Origin of the sequence: Pleurocapsa sp. PCC 7327, from assembly GCF_000317025.1 — a bacterium.
Taxonomy (GTDB): domain Bacteria; phylum Cyanobacteriota; class Cyanobacteriia; order Cyanobacteriales; family Microcystaceae; genus Hydrococcus.
In genome coordinates this window covers 928,400-949,210 of record NC_019689.1, presented here as the reverse complement: position 1 = coordinate 949,210, position 20,811 = coordinate 928,400, and the positions used below count along the sequence as shown (strand labels likewise).

At 46.5% G+C, this 20,811-nt stretch carries 19 protein-coding genes and 1 tRNA gene; 10 read left to right on the top strand and 10 right to left on the bottom strand.

The genetic code is table 11. The features are described 5' to 3' along the window. Positions 1-67 precede the first annotated feature (67 nt). Entirely contained in the window at positions 68-1,972 is a 1,905-nt protein-coding gene (gene mnmG, locus PLE7327_RS04225; RefSeq protein ID WP_015142625.1) for a tRNA uridine-5-carboxymethylaminomethyl(34) synthesis enzyme MnmG, read from the top strand. A 240-nt stretch (positions 1,973-2,212) separates the two neighbouring features. Then, on the top strand, positions 2,213-2,863 hold the full coding sequence (gene plsY, locus PLE7327_RS04220) for a glycerol-3-phosphate 1-O-acyltransferase PlsY (RefSeq protein ID WP_015142624.1): 651 nt from the start codon (positions 2,213-2,215) through the stop codon (positions 2,861-2,863). A gap of 12 nt (positions 2,864-2,875) precedes the next feature. Here plsY and PLE7327_RS04215 read toward each other — a convergent pair whose 3' ends face one another. From PLE7327_RS04215 to PLE7327_RS04180, 8 genes are all read right to left on the bottom strand, one after another. Then, positions 2,876-4,771 (bottom strand): alpha/beta hydrolase, encoded by a 1,896-nt coding sequence (locus PLE7327_RS04215; protein ID WP_015142623.1) that lies wholly within the window; start codon positions 4,769-4,771, stop codon positions 2,876-2,878. Between the two features lie 146 nt (positions 4,772-4,917). Next, on the bottom strand, positions 4,918-5,097 hold the full coding sequence (locus PLE7327_RS04210) for a hypothetical protein (protein ID WP_015142622.1): 180 nt from the start codon (positions 5,095-5,097) through the stop codon (positions 4,918-4,920). Between the two features lie 130 nt (positions 5,098-5,227). Next, on the bottom strand, positions 5,228-6,244 hold the full coding sequence (gene dusB / locus PLE7327_RS04205) for a tRNA dihydrouridine synthase DusB (RefSeq protein WP_015142621.1): 1,017 nt from the start codon (positions 6,242-6,244) through the stop codon (positions 5,228-5,230). Between the two features lie 102 nt (positions 6,245-6,346). Further along, positions 6,347-7,348 carry an NAD(P)-dependent alcohol dehydrogenase gene (locus PLE7327_RS04200; protein ID WP_015142620.1) on the bottom strand — a complete coding sequence of 334 codons (1,002 nt, stop codon included), beginning with the start codon at positions 7,346-7,348 and terminating at the stop codon, positions 6,347-6,349. A 140-nt stretch (positions 7,349-7,488) separates the two neighbouring features. Continuing rightward, positions 7,489-8,274 (bottom strand): response regulator transcription factor, encoded by a 786-nt coding sequence (locus PLE7327_RS04195; protein WP_015142619.1) that lies wholly within the window; start codon positions 8,272-8,274, stop codon positions 7,489-7,491. 133 nt (positions 8,275-8,407) lie between these two features. Then, entirely contained in the window at positions 8,408-9,670 is a 1,263-nt protein-coding gene (locus PLE7327_RS04190; protein WP_015142618.1) for a glutamate-5-semialdehyde dehydrogenase, read from the bottom strand. Between the two features lie 10 nt (positions 9,671-9,680). After that, positions 9,681-10,082, bottom strand: a complete 402-nt coding sequence (locus tag PLE7327_RS04185; protein WP_144266179.1) for a hypothetical protein — start codon at positions 10,080-10,082, stop codon at positions 9,681-9,683. 166 nt (positions 10,083-10,248) lie between these two features. Beyond that, positions 10,249-10,320: transfer RNA gene (locus PLE7327_RS04180), tRNA-Gly, on the bottom strand. 206 nt (positions 10,321-10,526) lie between these two features. On the opposite strand from PLE7327_RS04180, the gene PLE7327_RS04175 reads away from it, so the two are divergent. The 5 genes from PLE7327_RS04175 to PLE7327_RS04155 all read left to right on the top strand — a co-directional run bounded on the left by PLE7327_RS04175 (position 10,527) and on the right by PLE7327_RS04155 (position 13,334). Beyond that, the gene (locus PLE7327_RS04175) at positions 10,527-11,246 is read left to right on the top strand and encodes a Crp/Fnr family transcriptional regulator (protein ID WP_015142616.1); all 720 of its coding nucleotides are present in this window, start codon (positions 10,527-10,529) and stop codon (positions 11,244-11,246) included. Positions 11,247-11,351: 105 nt separating this feature from the next. Next, positions 11,352-12,062 (top strand): Crp/Fnr family transcriptional regulator, encoded by a 711-nt coding sequence (locus tag PLE7327_RS04170; RefSeq protein WP_015142615.1) that lies wholly within the window; start codon positions 11,352-11,354, stop codon positions 12,060-12,062. Between the two features lie 256 nt (positions 12,063-12,318). Continuing rightward, a complete protein-coding gene (locus PLE7327_RS04165; protein WP_217523324.1) occupies positions 12,319-12,633 on the top strand; it encodes a DUF1830 domain-containing protein in 315 nt (104 codons plus the stop codon). Positions 12,634-12,651: 18 nt separating this feature from the next. After that, positions 12,652-13,029, top strand: a complete 378-nt coding sequence (locus PLE7327_RS04160) for a hypothetical protein (RefSeq protein WP_015142613.1) — start codon at positions 12,652-12,654, stop codon at positions 13,027-13,029. 77 nt (positions 13,030-13,106) lie between these two features. Next, positions 13,107-13,334, top strand: a complete 228-nt coding sequence (locus PLE7327_RS04155) for a hypothetical protein (protein ID WP_015142612.1) — start codon at positions 13,107-13,109, stop codon at positions 13,332-13,334. 16 nt (positions 13,335-13,350) lie between these two features. Here PLE7327_RS04155 and ribH read toward each other — a convergent pair whose 3' ends face one another. Both ribH and psbZ read right to left on the bottom strand, forming a co-directional pair. Next, on the bottom strand, positions 13,351-13,956 hold the full coding sequence (gene ribH, locus PLE7327_RS04150; RefSeq protein WP_015142611.1) for a 6,7-dimethyl-8-ribityllumazine synthase: 606 nt from the start codon (positions 13,954-13,956) through the stop codon (positions 13,351-13,353). 127 nt (positions 13,957-14,083) lie between these two features. Beyond that, on the bottom strand, positions 14,084-14,272 hold the full coding sequence (psbZ, locus tag PLE7327_RS04145; protein WP_015142610.1) for a photosystem II reaction center protein PsbZ: 189 nt from the start codon (positions 14,270-14,272) through the stop codon (positions 14,084-14,086). A gap of 450 nt (positions 14,273-14,722) precedes the next feature. Here psbZ and PLE7327_RS04140 point away from each other — a divergent pair, with 450 nt between their 5' ends. The 3 genes from PLE7327_RS04140 (at position 14,723) to PLE7327_RS04130 (ending at position 20,567) form a co-directional block, all read left to right on the top strand. After that, positions 14,723-17,449, top strand: coding sequence for a CBS domain-containing protein (locus PLE7327_RS04140; RefSeq protein WP_015142609.1), 2,727 nt, complete (start codon positions 14,723-14,725; stop codon positions 17,447-17,449). Between the two features lie 76 nt (positions 17,450-17,525). Next, entirely contained in the window at positions 17,526-19,217 is a 1,692-nt protein-coding gene (locus tag PLE7327_RS04135; protein WP_015142608.1) for a TrkA family potassium uptake protein, read from the top strand. Between the two features lie 39 nt (positions 19,218-19,256). Further along, on the top strand, positions 19,257-20,567 hold the full coding sequence (locus PLE7327_RS04130) for an ATP-binding protein (RefSeq protein WP_015142607.1): 1,311 nt from the start codon (positions 19,257-19,259) through the stop codon (positions 20,565-20,567). The last annotated feature ends 244 nt before the right edge of the window (positions 20,568-20,811 follow it).

Genomic DNA, 20,811 nt, shown 5'->3' with positions numbered 1-20,811 from the left:
ACAATGCTTCCAAATCCGACTAGCCGCTAAAATAAACATACGTATTTGCCGAGCCAACGCTTAGACTATGACGATCGCATCCTCGATAGAATTCCAAGACGCTTTTGACGTCATCGTAGTTGGGGCAGGACATTCAGGTTGCGAAGCTGCCCTCGCTTGCGCCCGTCTGGGTTGTCGTACCCTCATGCTAACCCTCAACCTAGACAAAATTGCTTGGCAGCCTTGTAATCCAGCCGTCGGAGGACCAGCCAAATCCCAGCTTACCCACGAAGTCGATGCACTGGGCGGGGAAATTGGCAAAATGGCAGACCGAACTTACCTACAAAAGCGCGTTCTCAACTCCTCGCGAGGACCTGCTGTCTGGGCATTGCGCGCCCAAACCGACAAGCGCGAATATGCCGCAGTGATGAAAAATATCGTCGAAAACCAAGAAAATTTGCTCGTTCGCGAAGGCATGGCGACAGACTTGGTATTGGGGAAAAACGACGAAGTTATCGGCGTGCAAACCTACTTTGGCGCTTGCTTCCAAACCAAAGCCGTCATTCTCACCACGGGAACCTTTTTAGGCGGTCGCATTTGGGTTGGCGGTAAATCGATGTCAGCAGGACGCGCTGGGGAGTTTGCCGCCGTCGGGTTAACTGAAACTTTGAACCGTCTGGGTTTTGAAACCGGAAGGCTGAAAACGGGAACTCCCGCACGAGTAGATAAGCGTTCTGTTGACTACAGCAAATTAGAACCTCAACCTCCCGATGAAGAAGTCCGTTGGTTCAGCTTCGATCCAGAAGTTTGGGTACACAGAGAGCAAATGAATTGCTATCTCACCCGCACAACTGCCGAAACCCATCAACTGATTCGAGATAACTTGCATCTCTCCCCAATTTATGGTGGGTTTATCGATTCCAAAGGACCGCGTTACTGTCCTTCTATCGAAGATAAAATCGTTCGCTTCGCCGATAAAGAAAGTCACCAAATCTTTATCGAACCCGAAGGACGAGATATTCCCGAACTTTATATCCAGGGATTCTCTACCGGACTGCCAGAGAACCTGCAACTCGCCATGTTGCATACTCTGCCGGGATTGGAAAACTGCGTCATGCTGCGCCCTGCCTATGCGGTGGAGTACGACTATCTGCCTGCGACGCAGTGCTATCCCACTCTCATGACTAAGAAAATCGAAGGATTATTCTGTGCGGGACAAATTAACGGAACGACCGGATACGAAGAAGCCGCAGCCCAGGGAATCGTGGCGGGAATCAATGCAGCTAGATTCGTTAGGGGGCGGGAAATGCTCGTTTTTCCCCGCGAAGAAAGCTATATCGGAACGCTAGTTGATGACCTTTGTACCAAAGACCTGCGGGAACCCTATCGCATGTTAACTTCTCGATCTGAGTATCGGTTGATTTTGCGTTCTGATAATGCCGACCAACGCCTCACGCCACTAGGTCGCGCAATTGGTTTGATAGATGACCGTCGTTGGGAAATCTTCCAGCGCAAGCAAGCAAATATCGTTGCCGAGAAGGAACGACTGCACGAAACGCGCGTCAAAGAAAAAGATGAAATCGGCATCGCGATCGCGGCGGCAACCGGACAAAAAATCAAAGGCTCGATTCCCCTTGCTGACCTGTTGCGCCGTCCCGGTTTTCATTACGTCGATTTAGAACGTTTTGGCTTGGGCAATCCCCATCTCGATCCCGCCGAAAAAGAAGGCGTAGAAATCGAGATTAAATATTCCGGTTATCTGCAACGCCAACAAAATCAAATCGACCAAATCGCGCGTCACGCCAATCGCCAATTACCCAAAGATCTTGACTACATAAAAATTGACACTTTGTCAATGGAAGCAAGGGAAAAATTAAACAAAGTTAAACCTTTAACCATCGGTCAAGCTTCCAGAATTGGCGGCGTGAATCCGGCTGACATTAATGCATTGTTGGTGTATTTAGAAGTGCGATCGCGCTATCAATCCGTGTAAAGATTATCGATTTATCGAACTTTATCAATCGTCAACGAAAGCGCGCGATCGCGAGATCAAAAATAGCCATGAGGAAGATTTGCTATAGATTTTAGCGCGATCGTTTGCGATATCGCGAAATCAATTAGTGGCAAAAGACTCTCGATCGATTAAAAGACTTTCAAGCCCACGCACTTTAGTCGTGGGATAATCTAAAATCGTAAATCTTTTCATCGGTTGACTAACCACTAACGACTCACCATGCTTGTCTCTATACTTGTCAGCGGACTACTCGCAATCGTTGCTTATTTGTTCGGTTCGATTCCGACTGGATATCTAGCCGGACGCTATCTCAAAGGAATCGATATTAGAGAGCATGGTTCTGGTTCGACTGGGGCAACTAATGTTCTGAGAACGCTAGGAAAAGGTGCTGGGATCGCGGTTTTATTAATCGATCTCCTCAAAGGAGCGATCGCAGTTGCATTGGTCGATCTTTTTTATGCGGTTTATCCTACAGAAATTCTTCCTGCCAATTGGCAGCCTTGGCTCATCGTTGCCACAGGTTTAGCGGCGATCTTCGGTCACAGTAAATCGATTTTTCTCAACTTTAGCGGAGGGAAATCTGTAGCCACTGGCTTAGGCATTTTATTAGTAATGAACCCTGTTGTGGCTTTGGGAGCGTTAGCAAGTTTTTTAATCGTTTTAGTACTGTCGAGAATCGTTTCTCTCAGTTCGATTGGCGGCGCGATCGCGGTTAATATGCTAATGATTTTTCTCAAACAACCCCTTCCTTATATTCTATTTGCAGCCATAGCGGGAATATATGTAATCGTTCGTCACCGAAGCAATATCAGTCGTCTCCTTGCCGGAACCGAACCTCGGATCGGGCAAAAATTACAAGAAGAAGCTTGATGTTAATTGTCGTTAAGCCAAACTATCCCAATAATAGCGGTCGCTATCGTAGGTGTTCAAGAGTCCGGTAAATAAGCGGTCTAATTGTCCGCTACAGTAAGCGGGCGGAGATATCATCTCTCTGGCATTAATAAAATACCCTTGAATTGCCTTGAGAATGGAAGGCTTGCCTTCAGATTTGTCGGAGTCAGCGTATCGATTGCCTAAATTAAGAACGCTCAGCCAAGCATCTACAGTGGGAGGAAGTTCTCTAGCCAAACGAAAAGTTATTTTCTCGTCAGAAAGCGATTGGACGTAAGCAGGCGATAAAAACGGTCGATAGGTTGGGGCCGCGGGCGTTAGCTGTTCGACAAAGGCTAAAGCGATCGCCTTTGCCATTTGTCGCATCGATTCGGCATCTTTTCCCATCACCTCTTGCACTAAAGTACTTTGTCCGACAGTACTATTTAAGTTACTGATATCCGTCAAGCTCATGTGAGTTGCGCCGATCGCGACTAGAAGGTATTTTTCTCCCGACAATTGCTGAAACGGTTGCAGTTGGTGAGAGATAGTTGGCGTGATCCCATCTCCCGATGAAGAAACCATTAATGTCGGCACCTTTACCCCAGACAAATCATTGCCGAAGAGATTGCCGATAATGGGATTGAAGGCAATAACTTGGGCGACTCTGGGATCTCTAAACTGTCGTCTTCCGTAGGGCAATTCGGAAGCCGCACATTGCAACCAGTCGGCAGGCGAACGCTGTAGAAGAGACACGGCTTGGCAAAAGCTGCGCAGCGCTTTCGGATTGAGTTCTGCTCCCGCGACGGCTAAAGCCGTATAACCGCCATAGGAGTGACCGATAACCGTTACTTGCCGCACGTTCAATTTACCTTTCAGGACACCTTTGCGTCGGTTGAGGATCTCTAGTCGATCGAGTAAGAAACTGATGTCTTGAGGGCGATCGATAAACTCGGAGGCAGGCAATAGCTGACTGACTCGCATGCCCAAGGCTTTTTTCACTAGCACGGCAATATTGCTACCGGGATGGTCTAGGGCAGCGACTGTCATGCCGTAGGACGCTAGATGTCGGGCAAGATAGCGGAGAAATTTGCGATCGGCTGCAAATCCATGAGAGATGACGACCAAAGGACCGCGAGTATTGCTGCTGTAGTAAATGTCTACGGGAATATTGCGCTGTCTCGTTCCATCTTTCAACCTCAACGTCACCATCGAAACGGCTTCGTTACCCGATACGGTTGGATCTATACCGAGAGGAACATTTTCATTTGCCTCTACTCGGAGGTCGCGTTCTAGTCGAGGACTCATCATTTGATTTTGCCAAGCGGAAGCATTAAGTTGCACGGCGATCTTAGCCACCTCGGCAAGATCGACGGTAAGATTTGCGTCGGGATAGGCGCGTATAAAACTCAGAAAATTCAGAGCATCTCTTCCGTGCAAAGCAAGGCTGAAGGTATCTTTAATCCGTTGCGCGTCGGTTCCCGGTAGCGCTTTGCTGAGTTGGTCGAGTAATTTTTCGCCATCGGGAGAGCTAAATAAATCTGCTAGAAGTGGCTCGATTAGAGCCGAATCGACATGTAAGCTCTTAGTAAACGCCTGCTTGATAGTAGGGGTTAACAAAAACTCATAGGATTTTAGCGAGGATGGCACTTCTCCCGTCTTGGCTAAATGTTCCAGGGACTTTACTTCGACTGAGTGCTCAAAAAGTCCCGCGCGAACGGTTAAGCGTTCGGCTGCCCAAGCAGAAGGAGCAATCCAATAACCGAGGGAAAATAGAAGGGCGGCAACGCTGCCGAATAAAGGAATGGAGGATTGGAAGGGCTTTTGAGCTTTTGCGCGATCGCGGGCGATCGTGCCTTCAGGAAATTTAGATCCGTTATCGTTACGCCAACCGAGCCAAGATTTCATAAGTCCGGTTTAATTGCAAGAGGAAAAAATTGTTAGCCTTAGCCCCTCTCTGACCCCGATGATGGCGCGATCGATCCGAGCTAGCGAACTTCTTTTTATAGATTGCCCCGAAATCCTATCTTTGTATCAATTTCCCATTCAAATTTTTATAAATATAATCCAGCAATTTCTCCCGTTAAAATTGCACCCATTAACCGATCTAAATAAACGCGATCTTCAGCGGACAAAATTGAATCGGGATGGCAAATTCGCATCACTTCTGCTTTGAGCTTTGGATCGAGATAACCATCTCTTAAACCCTGTTTGAAGATCTCCTTAAGACTCATAGTTTTTCGGGGCTTTCCATAGATTCTATTATCGCTCTCAAACTCAAGCATAGCTTCTACCGTTTGACCTAAATTTCAGCGTAAGCTCCCGATTTCGGCATGTCAGTCCCATTCAAAAGGGAAAAAAATACTACTTTTCCAAACAAACCAGACGGGCGATGGCGCGATCGAGCAACTCGCATCCTTCCTCGACGGTTTCGATCCGAGATACTTTGTCTCGCAACTCAGATGCATTAGCAAATCCCGTACAATACCAAGCCAGATGCTTTCTAGACTGAAAAATCCCTCGTTTGCCTTTATATTCCCACAGAAGGCACAAATGCTCTTTGGAACATTCGAGACGTTCGACGGGTGTCGGTGATGGTAATGGGTTTCCCGTCTTCAAAAAATAATCGATCTCTCCAACCAAAAAAGGATGCCCTAGGGTTCCCCGCGAACACATAACCCCATCAGCACCCGTCTCTTCTAAACAGCGCACGGCGAATTCGACAGAAACGATATCTCCGTTGGCAATAACGGGAATTGAGAGTACTTCCTTGACTCGTGCGATCCAGTCCCACCGCGCCGAACCGTTGTATCCTTGAGCGCGGGTGCGTCCGTGCAAAGTCAACATTGCTGCGCCTGCGTCTTCCATTCGTTTGGCGAAGTCGAGAATGTTGATTTCGCCATCGTCCCAGCCAAGGCGAGTTTTGACGGTTACGGGAACATCGACCGCTCCGGCTACTTCTTTGACGATCGCTGCGGCAATTTCTGGCTGGCGCAGTAAAGAAGAACCACCGCCTTTTTGGGTAATTTTATTGACCGGACAGCCCATATTGATATCAATTGTTTGAGCGCCCTCTGCCACTGCTTTCTGAGCGGCATCAGCCATAAAATCGGGGTGACAGTCGAACAGTTGAATGCTAATCGGCTGTTCGTCGGGGTCGATTTCCATGATTCTCGGCAGTTCCTTGAGGTGATGGATTTCGGTCGCGCTTACCATCTCCGTATACATCATCGATTTTGGCGCATAACGCCTCACCAAGCGTCGAAATACCAAATCCGTCACCCCAGAGAGAGGAGACTGCAAAACGTGACTATTAACCTCAAGCGAACCGATCTTTAGAGGTGTAGAGAGTTTGGCTTGTAGGCTAGGAGATAGGGTCATTTAAGGGCGGAGAAATTCGGGGCGCAGGGTTGTTTCATTAGCGAGCAGGGCAGTATGGGAATCTGCTGTCTTCCGATTGCGAATTGTCAATTGGTTTGGCTCCTAATGTTTCAAGACTATCCGATATCGTGCCTTGCCGCTGTGGAGTCTTTCCATCGCCTCATTTACTTGGTCAAAGGTGAAGGTTTCGGTAATCGGTTCGAGCTGATGGCGCTCAGCAAAATCGAGCATGCGAGCGACAGTAGTAGGGCTGCCGAGCGGACTGCCAGAAATTGACTTCTGACCCTCTATAAGAGGAAAAACATGAGCCGATACGGGGTTGGGAACGACTCCAACGAAATGTAACCGACCCTTGGGGCGTAAAGTAGCAATGTAGGTGCCCCAGTCTAGATCGGCATTAACGGTAGAAAGAATCATGTCAAAGGAATTGGCTACTGCCTTCAACGCTTGTGGATCGCGGGAGTTGACGAAATGATTTGCCCCCATTTCTCGCGCCTCGGCTTCTTTGTCGGAACTGGTGGAGAAGGCAGTCACATCGCATCCCCAAGCGCGAAGAAAACGTAGCGCCATGTGTCCGAGTCCGCCAATGCCTATCACGCCGACGCGATCGGTCGGCTTAAGATCGAATTGGACGAGTGGGTTAAAAACGGTTATCCCGCCACAAAATAATGGACCTGACGTAGCGGGATTGAGGTTTTTGGGCAGGGGAAGTACCCAGCCTTGGTGGGCGCGAACTTTTTCGGCAAAACCGCCGTAGCGACCGACAATCGTTCCCTCTGCTGTCTGACAGAGGTTGTGGTTGCCCCCCATGCACCACTCGCACGTCATACAGGAACGGGAATACCAGCCTAGTCCAACCCGTTGTCCGAGTTTCAGTTGTTTAACTCTGTCTCCTAAAGCGGCGATCGTACCGATAACCTCATGACCGGGCACGAATGGGTAGCGAGTCATGCCCCAATCGTTATTCAACATGCTCAGGTCGCTGTGGCAGATGCCGCAGTATTCGACTTGGATTTCTACCTCTTCTTCTCCTAGAGAACCTGGTTCGTACTCGAATGGCTCTAGTTTTGCACCGGGTTCGCGGGCTGCGTAGGCTCGAATCATGATTTTCCCTCTCCTCTAGTCAATCTCCTCTTTAGGATAGATGACTCGACCGACTTTGGAGATTGGATTGAAAAAAATCTTTCTCAAGATATATTTCTGGGGAAAATCCAAACTCTTGGACAGCATCGATGCGGCAAATTTTAAGAATGATTGGCGGCAATTCTCGACAGATTATGTCCGTTTCCATTGCTGCGATCGCGCGCGATCGCGGCTGGCGGCATTGCAGGCATTGGCGCATCCTCAAGGACATCTGGATTAAACCGATAGCCGACGTTGCGAACGGTTTGAATTAAACTGGGTTGCCGGGGATCGGTTTCGACTTTTTTGCGCAGCGAGAGTACGTGAGTATCGATAGTACGAGGGTTGTCGATCGCTTCGGGCCAAGCTCGACGCAGCAATTCAGACCGACTCAGTGCCATTCCCTCTGCCTGGGCAAGAACGTAGAGCAAGCTAAATTCTTGAGGCGTTAGCTCGATAAATTCTTCCTTGAATTGTACCCGACGCTGCACTAAATCGATTTTCAGGTCGCCGTACTCTAGATACAAGGGCGCAGAAGCGGCTCTCATGCGGCGGGTTAGGGCTTCTATACGCGCCATAAACTCCTGCATGCCAAAGGGCTTGGTTAAATAATCATCCGCACCCGCTTTCAGTCCTTTGACAATCTCTTTTTCGCTATTGCGTGCCGAGAGAATTAAGATCAGCGTCTGTCGCTGTTGATAAAGCCAATGGCACAATTCGATCCCGTCTCCATCGGGCAGATCGGAATCCACAATAGCTAATGTCGGTTGGCGATGGAGAAACGCCGTTCTGGCTTGCCCAATCGTAGCGATTTGTTGCGTTCGATAGCCTGCTTGCTGTAGATGCCAGCCTAGCAGCGATCGCAGATGCGGATTTCCCTCAACAATAGCAACGTAGATCGAACCCACCTTTGCTTTTTTCCTTCAAAACAGTTGTTTTATAAGCTAACAGAGTCAATGTCATGATTTTGTAACATTGGCTACGGAGAGAAGCCCTAAAAACTCAGAAAAAAATAAAAAAAAGTGGCAATATTCAGCATTTTTAATATTTCCCGTTTCCCTGCACTACTTGTTTGAGAGTCGTAAAGGTTTCTAAGCTAATCAGACCCCGACGGTGACCTTTCTGGTTGGATATTCCTAAAAATACAGATTCTCCCTGTTTGGGATTGCGCGAGAAGCGAGGTGAGGAATTAATATATACCAGGGCGCTATCGATTTCCATAGCAAATTGGCGGCTCTCTTGATAAGATTCTGTCACCAGGCAATCGGCATGACCGCTGCTGTAGCGATTAATCCAGGCGATCGCCTCCGAGAGATCCCCAACGACTTTAAAAGCGACGATCTTATCGAGATAGGGTTTGCCCCATTCTACTTCTGTGGCTGGCGTTAAATAGTCGGAGAAGTCTGCTAATAATTCTTTATCGCCTCTCAACTCAAATCCCTTTTCTTGAAGGCTATTAAACAGACGCACTAACAACGAAGGATTGTGATTGGGACCGATTAAAACTTTCTCGATCGCGTTGACCGGATCGGGTTCGCTACCGTGGCTGTCGATAACGATCCAGCGCACGAGATCGAGATCGCCACTAAGCGACCAATAGAGATAGCAATTTCCCATGGCTGATTTGAGAACGGGGGCAGTTGCCAGTTGCGTTACTTGTTCGACTAAACTGGGACGACCGTAGGGAATAACCAAGTTAATATACTGGTCTTGGGTTACTAGCTCTTGAATCGAACTTCCCGAATCCGAGGGAATTGCTTCTATACATCCCGCTGGCAATCCAGCGTCTTCTAAGGCATTTTGTAGCGCTTTGGCAATGACCGCATTAGCATAGCTCGACGCGCTGCATCCGCGCAGGATAAGGCTATTCCCGGTTTTCAGACACAACCCGGCTGCGATCGCACCTAATTCGGGAAATGCTTCGTGAATTAACGCGATCGTGCCTAGGGGCATGCGCTGACAGTAGGTTTGGAAAGGAGTCAGTTGATAGGAAGCAACGATTACCTGTTGCAGGGGATCGGGTAACTCTGCCAACCGTTGCAAAATCTCGACCGTTGTTTGCAACCGTTTTGGCGTAAGCTTTAACCACTCCAAGATCAGTTCCGGGACTGCCATTTCTCGGCTCATTTCCAGATCGAGGGTGTTAGCTTCCAGAATGTCGTTAAAGGCATCCTGAAGTCCTCGAACCATCGCTTTAACACCCCGATTGCGCTCCAAACCACTGCTTTTTCCCAATTCGACAAAAGCGTTATGGGCGCGCTTGGCTTGGGCAAGCAGAGGGTTGGAGGAGCTTTCTTGCGTCATATTTTGACCTTTAATGCCGATTGGCTAGCCAGGACATCAGTACTACTATACTAAAAATCAATCCTACTGCGATCGCTGCCCAAATCATACCGATACTCGGTAGCGATCGCAATGCCAGGGCGAGCACGATGACGATCGTCGCCAAGAGCATGACCAACATAAAAGGCAGCCCACTGTCTCCGAGTCCGGCAGCAATCCAACGATATCCCGTCCAGCGCCAAGCGCGTTTGCCGGGATAGTTAGAAGATAATTGTTCTATTATCTGATTTTTTTCATCAACGACAAAAATTTGCTGGCAGCGATCGCAGCCAAATGCGTCTGTCAGCAGAATCGGTAACAGACGACCGCGCCGCCGACAGGGACAAGGATACTCTTTACTTAAATCTATTTTCAGAGACTTCTGAGGTCGCACGAGCATTAACGATCGTTAGAGCGTTGGCACTATATAGTATAGTCTCAGCACTCGAATCAAGATATCAAGCGAATTTAATCTCTCATTAACAAAACGAGTCAGACTATAAATCCTAGCACCTTCCTCTGACTGGGCTTCAACTGGTTTGATTTTATTTTATCTTAAAAGCGGGTAACGCGATTCGAACGCGCGACGTTCACCTTGGCAAGGTGACGCTCTACCACTGAGCTATACCCGCATAATCTTAACACCTTCTCTAGTATCTCAAAAGGATTTTCATCTGTCAAGGGCTTAGCCCCATCCAAGAAATTGAAGTTACTATTGAAAAGCTTGTATTTGTTGATTTTCTAATAAAAAACATTTTGATATGGAGATCGGACGGTAATTACTCTCCTTATGCGGTCATGTCAGGTAATACCTCAAGGAAGGAGGCTTCTAATTCCCGTGTCTGAAGCTTTGCATGTCCCCGTCAATCGACTACTGGCAGCTTTGCCAGACTCAGAGTACCAGTATCTCGTTCCTCACCTAGAGCTTGTCTCGCTCTTCCTCGGACAAGTCCTCTACGAACCTGGCGAACCGATTAGAGAGGTCTATTTTCCCGATCGCGCAATGATTTCTCTCGTTTCTGCGCTCGCAGACAACTCGACAACTGAAATCGGCTTGGTAGGCAATGAAGGCATCGTGGGACTCCCCGCATTTTTAGGAGGCGATTTTACCATCAACCGCGCTATCGTGCAGATTGCCGGAAATGCGATGAAGCTGGATGCTAGCGTACTCAAAAGAGAGTTTGACAGAGGGGGAGAACTACAAAGACGGTTGCTACTCTATACCCAAGCGCTATTGACTCAAATCTCCCAAATTTCTGCGTGCAAATCCCGTCATCGACTAGAGCAGCAGTTGGCTCGTTGGCTGCTGTTAGTTCGAGACTGCGTAGGGCAAGACGAGTTCCGGCTGACTCAGCAATTCATCGCTGAGATGCTGGGAGTGCGCCGCGCTAGCGTCACCCAATTGGCTGGCACCTTTCAGAGAGCAGGACTAATCCGCTATAGTCGCGGTCAGATTGCTATCCTCAATCAATCAGAGTTAGAAGCAACTGCCTGCGAGTGTTATCGCCTCGTGCGCAGCGAGTCGATCCGCTTGCTAGGCACGAGGCAAAGCAGTTGAATCTTAAAACTAAACCCTTCACCCCTCTATGTACGCTAGCGTACTGAAAATCCCCCGGATAGAGGTATGATTAATTCTCTCATTTGCAGGAGATTTCTATTATCGGTGCCCGAAGACAATTCTGTTCCTATTAACCAACTGCTAGCAGCTTTACCCAGATCGGAATACCAGCGCCTTGCTCCCCACCTACAGCTTGTATCGCTCTCCGCCGGACAGATTCTCTACGAACCTGGGGAAAGGATTTCAGAGGTTTATTTTCCCAATCGAGCTATGATTTCTCTCGTCTCTATTATGGAGGACGGCTCGACAACCGAAGTTGGTTTGGTGGGCAATGAAGGCATGGTGGGACTTCCCGTCTTTTTAGGAGGAGAGTTCACTACTAGCTGCGCGATCGTGCAAATTCCAGACGGAGCAATGAAGCTAGATGCAGGTGTGCTTAAGGAGGAGTTTCATCGGGGAGGAGAACTTCAACGACGGCTGTTACTCTATACCCAAGCGCTATTGACTCAGGTTTCGCAAAGTGCTGCCTGCAACCGTCAGCATACTATAGAGGAGCGACTCGCTCGCTGGCTGCTATCAGTTCAAGATTGTATCCAGAAAAATGAATTCCCGCTGACTCAGGAATTTATCGCCAATATGCTGGGTATCCGTCGTTCCGGCGTTACGGTGGCAGCAGCCACCCTTCAAAGGGCGGGAATGATTCGCTATAGCCGTGGGAAGATTACCATTATGGAGCGGGAGAATTTGGAAGCCGCTGCTTGCGAATGTTATCGCCTCGTGCAAAGCGAACTGATGCGCTTGCTTGACTCTCGATGAGGTTAAATGTTTAATCAATTGTAAGGGTTGGGGGATTTATGTACGCTAACGTACAGACAAGGCGCTAAAATCCATATAGCATCTGAAAAGACAATTGAGAAAAGCTTTTAATAACAAAAATTTAAGAACTCACAACCAGGAAGCAAAGCTTCTTTTCTAGTATTTAGAAGTTGTCAATCGCGAGATGACAGCTTAAAACAAATTATGGCAAAAGTTGCTAGGTTTCCTGAGCTAGATGCGGTAAATCTAACTAGAATTGTTCTCAGTTGGAGCTAGCGACCATGATTCAAATATATGCGCACTCGATCGATCTGTAGCGACTCCGAGCGATTTCCAGCTTCTTTGCTTTTATATTAATGCTACCAGTCGAATTCAGGTAATTCGGATTACCAATATTCCTAATTTTCACTGGGAAAAAGTGATTTTGCCAGGTCAGAAATTGCTATTTGAGACAGTAGCAGATGCCCAATTAGAAATTCACACCAGTCAGAATGGCGCTAACGTTATTGCTGATGTCATTCCTTGCCAGCAGTTGCGCGTTACCGAAGAAAAACTTAAGTTCACAAAATAAGAAAGAAATTATAAGTCAATGTCTTACCAAATTGTCAACTTAACTTTGCTATTTGTCATTAAAGAAATTGAAGATATTTTGGTGTATTATCCTGAATATCCCTACCAAGTAGCCTTCTCTATTCCTTATTGGCGGCAAAGGCTAATTGCCTATGTCCTCAATCATGTTCGCAATCGGCATATAGTGATTGAGAATACAAAACAACTTTCCGAAGACCCAAATTTGACATCTTTTCCCTCGGACGAGCGGTTACGCATAGAAAATTGGATTCGTTCGGGGATAATTATTCTCCTCCAAGACAATCCAGACTGGGATAATTACCAAATCCCTCAAAAGGAAAAAGTAATTTATAACCTCAATATTACTCCTTTAATTAGGGACAATCAAAGAAATTAGCTTCAATTTTAAGTGACAGAATTCTCTTAGTTGAGTCGCTACAAGTCAGTGATTTTTTTGACTTTAATTTTTTTTTAATGCTTAAAGTAGGAACTTTAATTCGGGTTATTTATCCTGAATATGCAGTAGGCATTCATGGGTATCTTCAAGCTGAGGAAAAATCGGGTCGCTGGATAGTTAAGTTACTGAAAAATCCGCTTGAAGATGAAGATGATAAAGAGCCTTTGCTGTTATCTTTAGAAGAATCAGATTTTGAAGCGATCGAGCCTCCTTACCTTACTAAAAAAATTGATGAGTCGGTTTAATCGGGTTTTCTAAGCCTCATTTTTCCTTGACCTCTTCAATCGATTCTGGTGCGATCGCATTACTCTCAGAAGAGACAGGTAAAGCTGGGGGAATTTCCCCATGCAACTCGCCATGGCTGTTGTAGGTAGGCGAGGGAAATTGACGGTTGACTTGTCGCATCAAACTTGCCATTTCCAGCGCGTCAAGGGCGTAATTCCAGCCGTGGTTGCTTTTGATTCCTGCCCTTTCTAAAGCTTGCTGCATGGTATCTGCCGTCAGAATGCCAAAAACGACTGGCACTCCGGTTTGAAAGCTAGCCGCTGCCACTCCCTTAGCCGCTTCGGCAGAAACATAATCGAAATGGGGAGTTTGTCCGCGAATCACTGCCCCCAGACAAATTACTGCGTCGTAGGCATGAGAAGCTGCCACTTTTCGCGCTAGCATAGGAATTTCAAAACTCCCTGGCACCCAAAAATAGTCTACTTGCGTTCCATTGGGATCGACATCGACTCCGTGACGTTTAAGACAATCTTGGCATCCAGACAAGAGTTTGCCCGTCACCAAGTCATTGAATCGACCAATGACGATCGCAAAACGCAAGGAAGACGGATCTTGAGTAAAAGTGCCCTCGAAAACAGCCATAATCAATAATTAGTTATCAGCAATTAGAGTTGGGAGTTCGGAGTTCGGAGTTAAAGAAAAATAACTCCGAACTACTATCCTCTAACTTTGAATTTTCCCTGGTCTGTGTTTGCTAAGCTATTTTCTCTTAGATAACGAAAAAGTTTAAAACGGCGACTAGGATAACTAGAACAACCCAAATCGCAGAACCGACAAAGAGTAAAGGTTTGGATTGATCCCAGTTTTGGGGGGAAGCATAAGCTACCGGAACCCCAATCACCATAACAAAGGAAAATGCAACTAAAGCAAGCAGCGCGATTTGAAAAAGGAAAGTCATCTTATAGTTCTCCTAGAGTTCTCCTATTACAGAAAGTGAGCCTTTGATAATTCTCACCTTTAATCGGTCGATTTTAAAATACTTCCTGAATAGTACGCTACCAAAAATTGACCCATCTGTCTCACTGGATTTATCAGACGCGGTAGAGTAGGGAATGGGGGAAGAAGACTGGGGGACAAGGAGATGAGGAGACAAGGAGACAAGGGGACAAGCAAGAGTGGAGAGATGGGGAGACAATTAACGATTAACCACTGTACGGGCGGTTTTTTCTACTAAATGTAGGTAAATCTCTAGGGTTTTTAGATAAACCCGCCCCTACTAACCATTAACTACTAACCGATCCCCAATCCAAAATCTGCGGAACGGCGACCAAAATCTAAAATCTAAAATCACATGACCAATGACCAATGACAAAGAACAATTGACCAATTCAAAATCTAAAATCGAACGATGGATTTAATTTTGTGTCATCAGACGGCTGATTTTGACGTGCTGGGGGCAGCAGTGGGGCTGTCGCGGCTGAAAATTGGCAGCAGGATTGTTTTGACCGGGGGAGCGCATCCAGCCGTGCGAGACTTTTTGGCATTGCATCGAGACGAATTGTCGCTCATCGAAATGCGCAGCGTCAACCCGAAAAAAATTCGCTCTTTGGTAGTGGTAGATAACCAACAGCGCGATCGCTTGGGAAAAGCGGCTGAATGGTTCGATCTGCCACAAGTGAAGGCGATCGCGATTTACGACCATCATCTCGATAGCAGCTCGGATATTCCGGCGACTCAGAAGCAAATTGAAGCGGTAGGCGCAACCACTACGCTCATTGTCGAACGATTGCAGCAGGCGAAGGTTGGATTGAACCCTGTAGAAGCAACTGTCATGGCGCTAGGAATTCACGTGGATACGGGTTCGCTGACATTTCCCCAAAGTACGGCTCGCGATGCTCGCGCTTTGGCATGGCTGATGGAACAAGGAGCGAATGTCAAAACGATCGCCGAATATGCCGATCCCGGTTTTCCGCCTTATTTGCAGCAATTACTGACAGAAGCGATCGAAAGGCTGCAAATGTCTGTCGTCCGAGGTTACACGATTGCCTCGATTCTTCTCACTACCGAGACTTTCGTGCCAGGATTGTCCAATCTGGCAGAACGATTGATCGAGTTAACCGAAAGCGATGCCCTACTGTTTGCCCATCAGTACAGCAAGGGTAGAGGAGAGGAGCCTTTTAAGGAAATTCGGTTGACGATTATTGGGCGATCGCGCATTGAGGGGACCAATCTTCATCAGTTATTCGAGCCATTGGGCGGCGGCGGACACGCGCAAGCAGCCTCTGTGATTCTGCGAGGAGTCGATCCAGAAGCGACGTTACGAGAATTGGTCGAGCGCTTCAAAGAGCAAATTCCTCACCCGCCAACAGCACGGGATTTGATGTCTTCTCCCGTACGTACCATTCGTCCCGATACCACCATCGAACAGGCGCAGCGAATTTTATTCCGTTACGGACATTCTGGCTTATCGGTGGTGGACGAGAGCGATCGCTTGGTAGGGGTAATTTCTCGACGGGATATCGATTTAGCCTTGCATCACGGTTTTAGTCACGCACCCGTCAAAGGCTACATGACCCGAAATTTGAGGACGATTAAATCGGATACGCCGCTGCCAGACATTGAATCGATCATGGTCACTTATGATGTCGGACGCTTGCCTGTAGTAGAGTCCGGTCAATTGATCGGCATTGTCACGCGCACGGATGTTCTGCGACAAATTCATAACGATCGCACTCACAAGCGAGACGAACAAGGGAAAAAAGAGCCTTTGGTTTCTTGTCTGCTGCCTTCGCTCCAAAATCGCCTTCGCCCGTCGCTTTGGCAATTCCTCACTACAGCGGCACAAGAGGCACAAAAGCGCGGCTGGCACCTCTACCTAGTCGGGGGAGCCGTTCGAGATTTACTGTTGGCAGAAAACCACGAATCCCTGCTTTTGCAAGATATTGATTTGGTAGTAGATGGGTTTCACCGCTCTGCCGATGTCGGTGCGGGGGTAGAATTAGCCTCTAGGCTGCGAGAAATTTATCCGCAGGCGCGTTTATCGGTTCATGGCGAGTTTCAAACGGCAGCCCTTTTGTGGCACAAAGACCCCGAATTCGGCTCTCTGTGGGTAGATATTGCTACGGCACGGACGGAATTCTATCCCTATCCTGCCGCTAACCCAGAAGTTGAGGCGAGTTCGATTCGCCAAGATTTATACCGACGGGATTTTACCATCAATGCCCTAGCCGTGCGGTTGACTTCTCCGAGAGAAGGGGAATTGTTAGATTTCTTTGGCGGGATGCTCGACTTGCGATCGCGTCAAATTCGAGTGCTACATGCCAATAGTTTTATCGAAGATCCGACCAGAATTTATCGAGCAGTACGCTTTGCCGTCAGGCTAGGATTTGGAATCGAACCTCAAACCGAAGAATATATCCGCTATGCGATCGAAAGTGGCGTTTACGATCGCCTAAAACTAGAAAATCATCCCGCACCCGCGCTCACGACTCGACTGAAAGCAGAATTACATTATATTCTCGAAGCTGATTATTGGAAGCCTGCCCTGCAATTGCTTGCCGATTTAGGAGCGCTGCGCTGTTTGCATCCTACTTTAGTTTTGGATAAAAAATTATGGTGGCAAATTCGCTGCGTTTCTCGTTGGTTGAGGTGGCTCGATCCAGAAAATCTTTTGCATCACTGGTTAATTAGATTAGAAGTTTTGTTGAGCGCTATAGAATCGTCAGAAGGCGTTAAAATTGCTACCAATCTTCAGTTACCGAAAGATAGCCTCGAACGACTAGAGCAATTAAAAACCATCGAACGAGAAGTTAATAGTGCTTTGCCGAAGTGCGATCGCCCTAGCGAAGTCGTCAACTTATTGCGTCAATATAAATTGGCGAGTTTAATATTAGTCGCCGTTAGAAGTTCAAAAAATATCCGCCGTACAATTTGGCAGTATCTCGCTCGATGGTCGCAAGTTCGCTCGCCATTGGATGGAAAGGATCTCAAAGCAATGGGTTATAAACCCGGTCCTCAATATAGAGAAATTTTGGATGAGTTATTAGCAGCTACACTTGATGGAAAGATCGGTACCCGCGAGGAAGCAGAAAAGTTTTTGCAAGATCTAAAAGCCAGGAATCGATTGTGTTGCTAGCTACAGTTCTCCAGCAGATTTATAGGGGAAGATTAAAGTTTAGCTTTTGAACGATAGCGGCTAGCTAGGCAAATCGATGAAACCCCGAATCATTGTCTGCGGCTTAGGTCGTACTGGGTATAAGATTTTTTGCTTGCTCAAACAACAAGGCGCAGCGGTTTTTGGCATAAGCGATCGCACCATTCCTGGCGAAGGAAGCGAAAATATCGTCGTTGGGGATTTGCGTTCTCCTGCTACCCTGGTAGCTGCTGGAATTAAAGACGCTCATACTCTCGTGCTTGCCAGCAATGACGATGCAATTAATTTAGGAGTTTTAACCCAAGCGCGACTGCTCAATCCTCGCATTCGCATCATTAACCGCCTGTTCAATCAAACTCTGGGGGAACGCTTAGATCGCATTTTACCCGATCATGTCAGTATGAGCGTTTCCGCACTGGCAGCACCGATATTTTCTTTTGCGGCCCTGGGAAATAAAGCGATCGGACAATTAGAACTCTACAATTGTACCTGGCCAATACAAGAAATTCTCATTGGTGAGAATCATCCGTGGCAAGGATTGAAGTTGAGCGACCTTTGGGACGATCCCTCGCGAATGCTAATTTACTACTTACCCAAAGATGGAGAAATCGATTTGATTTCGGCAGTCGTGCGAGGGAAAACCTTACAGACAGGAGATCATTTAATTATCGGGACTAAACCGACGATTCGCGTCAAACGCCGTTCTTTTTGGCAAAAATTTGTCAAAGCGATCGCTAATCTGCGTCAATATCAGCGCTACGTTCGTCCTGTCATGCTTGTCAGTCTGTCGCTGCTAGCAATGATTTTTGTGGCAACTCTGACCTATGTTTGCGTCAATTACAATACTTCTATTGTAGATGCACTCTATTTCTCCGTCGGCATGATTACGGGGGCTGGCGGAGAGGAAGACGTGGTTGAAAAAGCTCCTGCTAGCATCAAAATCTTTACTGTCATTATGATGATTGTCGGCGCGGGAGTCATTGGAATTTGTTACGCTCTGCTCAACGATTTTATTCTGGGCAGTCGCCTCAAACAATTTTGGGACGCGGCACGAGTTCCTACCCGCAACCATTTTATTATCTGTGGTTTAGGGGGGATTGGCACGCAAATTGCCCGTCAATTGCACGCTCAAGGACACGAAGTTGTCGTCATTGAATCGGATGATAATAATCGCTTTTTACATACTGCTCGCTCTCTTGGCATTCCGATTATTCTAGAAGATGCCCGCATGAGCGCGACGCTCAAAGCAGCAAATAGCGATCGCGCAGATGCCCTTCTCGTCGTTACCAGCAACGACATGGTAAACTTGGAAATCGCTCTAACTGCTAAAGCGGTTTCTCCAAAACTATCGGTTGTCGTTCGTTCTCAAGATTCTCAATTTGCTTGCTCGATTCAAGAGTTTTTTGAGTTTGATAGCGTATTGTGTCCGACTGAATTAGCAACCCCTTCTTTTGCCGCTGCCGCCCTGGGAGGCAAAATTTTAGGCAATGGCATGACTGACGATTTACTATGGATAGCCCTGGCGATTTTCATTACTCCCAAACATCCCTTTTGTGGCAAAGCCGTAAAAGAATCTGCAATGAAAGCTAATTTTGTTCCCCTTTATCTCGAACGAAAAAACTATACAATTCATAGTTGGGAGCTTTTGGAAACTCGTCTCGCACCTGAAGACATACTGTACCTTACCATGCCAGCCACTGCACTAGAACAGCTGTGGCGTACTAACGATTCGGAAATGATGGTAGGTTAATAGAATTCGGAATTCTGAATTAGGAATTCGGAATTGATTATGACTAATTATTCTGTTGTTACTTCAAGTAAAATTCTCCATAATCAAGTTGCTTCACTGCTGCTTTATCAATCAGTTTTAAAAGATGAAGTAGGAAGGAGTTTTTTGTATTTACTGCAAACGCTAAACAGTAATAAAAGCGATCCGAAAACGCAACCATTTACTTCGATTAATTGCTTACAAGCTTACGGAAATTGGTTTAAAAGTTTAGCAGCTCTAAATAAAAGCTGGGGCGATTATTTAATTGCACAAATTTTGCACGACGATAATCCTTTTAGCAGACAAGTCCAAACAGTTTCTCTAGAAAATTTACCGCGATCGCTAATTGCTGCCGCAAAACACGATCTAAAAATCTTACAGAATCTCTCTCGTTGTAGTCCGCAACAGATTAGCCAATGGGTAAAAACAGCGACGCAAGTGTCAGTAACTCCCATTGCGTGGGATCTAGAATCAATCTCGAAATCTTTTTTCCATTGGCACGAGAATTGGGAAGATGCTTTAGAAGAATTAGCCATTTATTATCAAAAAAATGGGACGGGAATTTTGGCTAAATATAAAGCTTTACGCTGGCAAGAAGGGAAAATGCTAGGAATTGCTCATCCCGATCCAATTGAGTTAAGAGAAATTGTTGGCTACGAGTCTCAAAAAGAAGCCTTACTCAAAAATACTGAATTTCTTTTAGCTGGATATCCTGCCCTTCATGTTTTACTTTATGGGAGTCGCGGTTCGGGAAAATCCTCTTTAGTCAAAGGATTATTAAACCAATATAGCTCGCAAGGATTGAGATTAATTGAAGTTAGCAAATCCGAGTTAAAAGACCTTCCAGTTATTTTAGAAAAGCTACGAGATTTCCCTCAGAAATTTATTATTTTTGTGGACGATTTATCCTTTGAAGAAGATGATGATGCTTTTAAAGCACTCAAGGTTGTTTTAGAAGGCAGTTTGACCGCTAAAGCTCAAAATGTTGTGGTTTATGCGACTTCCAATCGACGGCATTTAGTGAGAGAATTTTTTAGCGATCGCCCTCGTCCGAGCGATGGAGATGAAGTGCATTCTTGGGATACACTACAAGAGAAATTATCCTTTAGCGATCGCTTTGGTTTGACGCTTACTTTTGAACCTGCCAATCAAAACACCTATCTAGAAATTGTCCGTCATTTAGCACAATTAGCTAACATTCCTCTCGACAAAGATGAATTAGAATTTTGTGCCAAACAATGGGCAACTCATCATAACGGATGTTCAGGAAGAACTGCCAGACAATTGATCGATTTTTTGAGAGGAGAATTAGCGATTAACAGTAAACAGTAATTGGTTAGTGGTTAATGGATAGTGGTTAGGTGTTAATGGGTAGTCTAACTACTAATATCGAATCCAATTATACGATCGTAATTAAACAAGTGCGACCATCGCGATCGCAAGCGAGACGCACGCGCTTACGCGTACGCTACGCTTTCCGCACTACATATTATGTCTAAGACATAGACACACTGAAAAATCCCGTAACCGTATGCCATTTGAACGATTGTTATTTATGGTGGAATTCTCAATTTCC

Excerpts from the sequence above, each read along its gene's own strand:
- PLE7327_RS04140 (WP_015142609.1), top strand. The coding sequence starts at position 14,723 with ATGGATTTAATTTTGTGTCATCAGACGGCTGATTTTGACGTGCTGGGG.
- PLE7327_RS04210 (WP_015142622.1), bottom strand. The coding sequence starts at position 5,097 with ATGAGTCTTAAGGAGATCTTCAAACAGGGTTTAAGAGATGGTTATCTC.
- plsY (WP_015142624.1), top strand. The coding sequence starts at position 2,213 with ATGCTTGTCTCTATACTTGTCAGCGGACTACTCGCAATCGTTGCTTAT.
- psbZ (WP_015142610.1), bottom strand. The coding sequence starts at position 14,272 with ATGACTTTCCTTTTTCAAATCGCGCTGCTTGCTTTAGTTGCATTTTCC.
- PLE7327_RS04200 (WP_015142620.1), bottom strand. The coding sequence starts at position 7,348 with ATGATTCGAGCCTACGCAGCCCGCGAACCCGGTGCAAAACTAGAGCCA.
- dusB (WP_015142621.1), bottom strand. The coding sequence starts at position 6,244 with ATGACCCTATCTCCTAGCCTACAAGCCAAACTCTCTACACCTCTAAAG.
- PLE7327_RS04135 (WP_015142608.1), top strand. The coding sequence starts at position 17,526 with ATGAAACCCCGAATCATTGTCTGCGGCTTAGGTCGTACTGGGTATAAG.
- PLE7327_RS04130 (WP_015142607.1), top strand. The coding sequence starts at position 19,257 with ATGACTAATTATTCTGTTGTTACTTCAAGTAAAATTCTCCATAATCAA.
- PLE7327_RS04155 (WP_015142612.1), top strand. The coding sequence starts at position 13,107 with ATGCTTAAAGTAGGAACTTTAATTCGGGTTATTTATCCTGAATATGCA.
- ribH (WP_015142611.1), bottom strand. The coding sequence starts at position 13,956 with ATGGCTGTTTTCGAGGGCACTTTTACTCAAGATCCGTCTTCCTTGCGT.
- mnmG (WP_015142625.1), top strand. The coding sequence starts at position 68 with ATGACGATCGCATCCTCGATAGAATTCCAAGACGCTTTTGACGTCATC.
- PLE7327_RS04190 (WP_015142618.1), bottom strand. The coding sequence starts at position 9,670 with ATGACGCAAGAAAGCTCCTCCAACCCTCTGCTTGCCCAAGCCAAGCGC.
- PLE7327_RS04160 (WP_015142613.1), top strand. The coding sequence starts at position 12,652 with ATGTCTTACCAAATTGTCAACTTAACTTTGCTATTTGTCATTAAAGAA.
- PLE7327_RS04215 (WP_015142623.1), bottom strand. The coding sequence starts at position 4,771 with ATGAAATCTTGGCTCGGTTGGCGTAACGATAACGGATCTAAATTTCCT.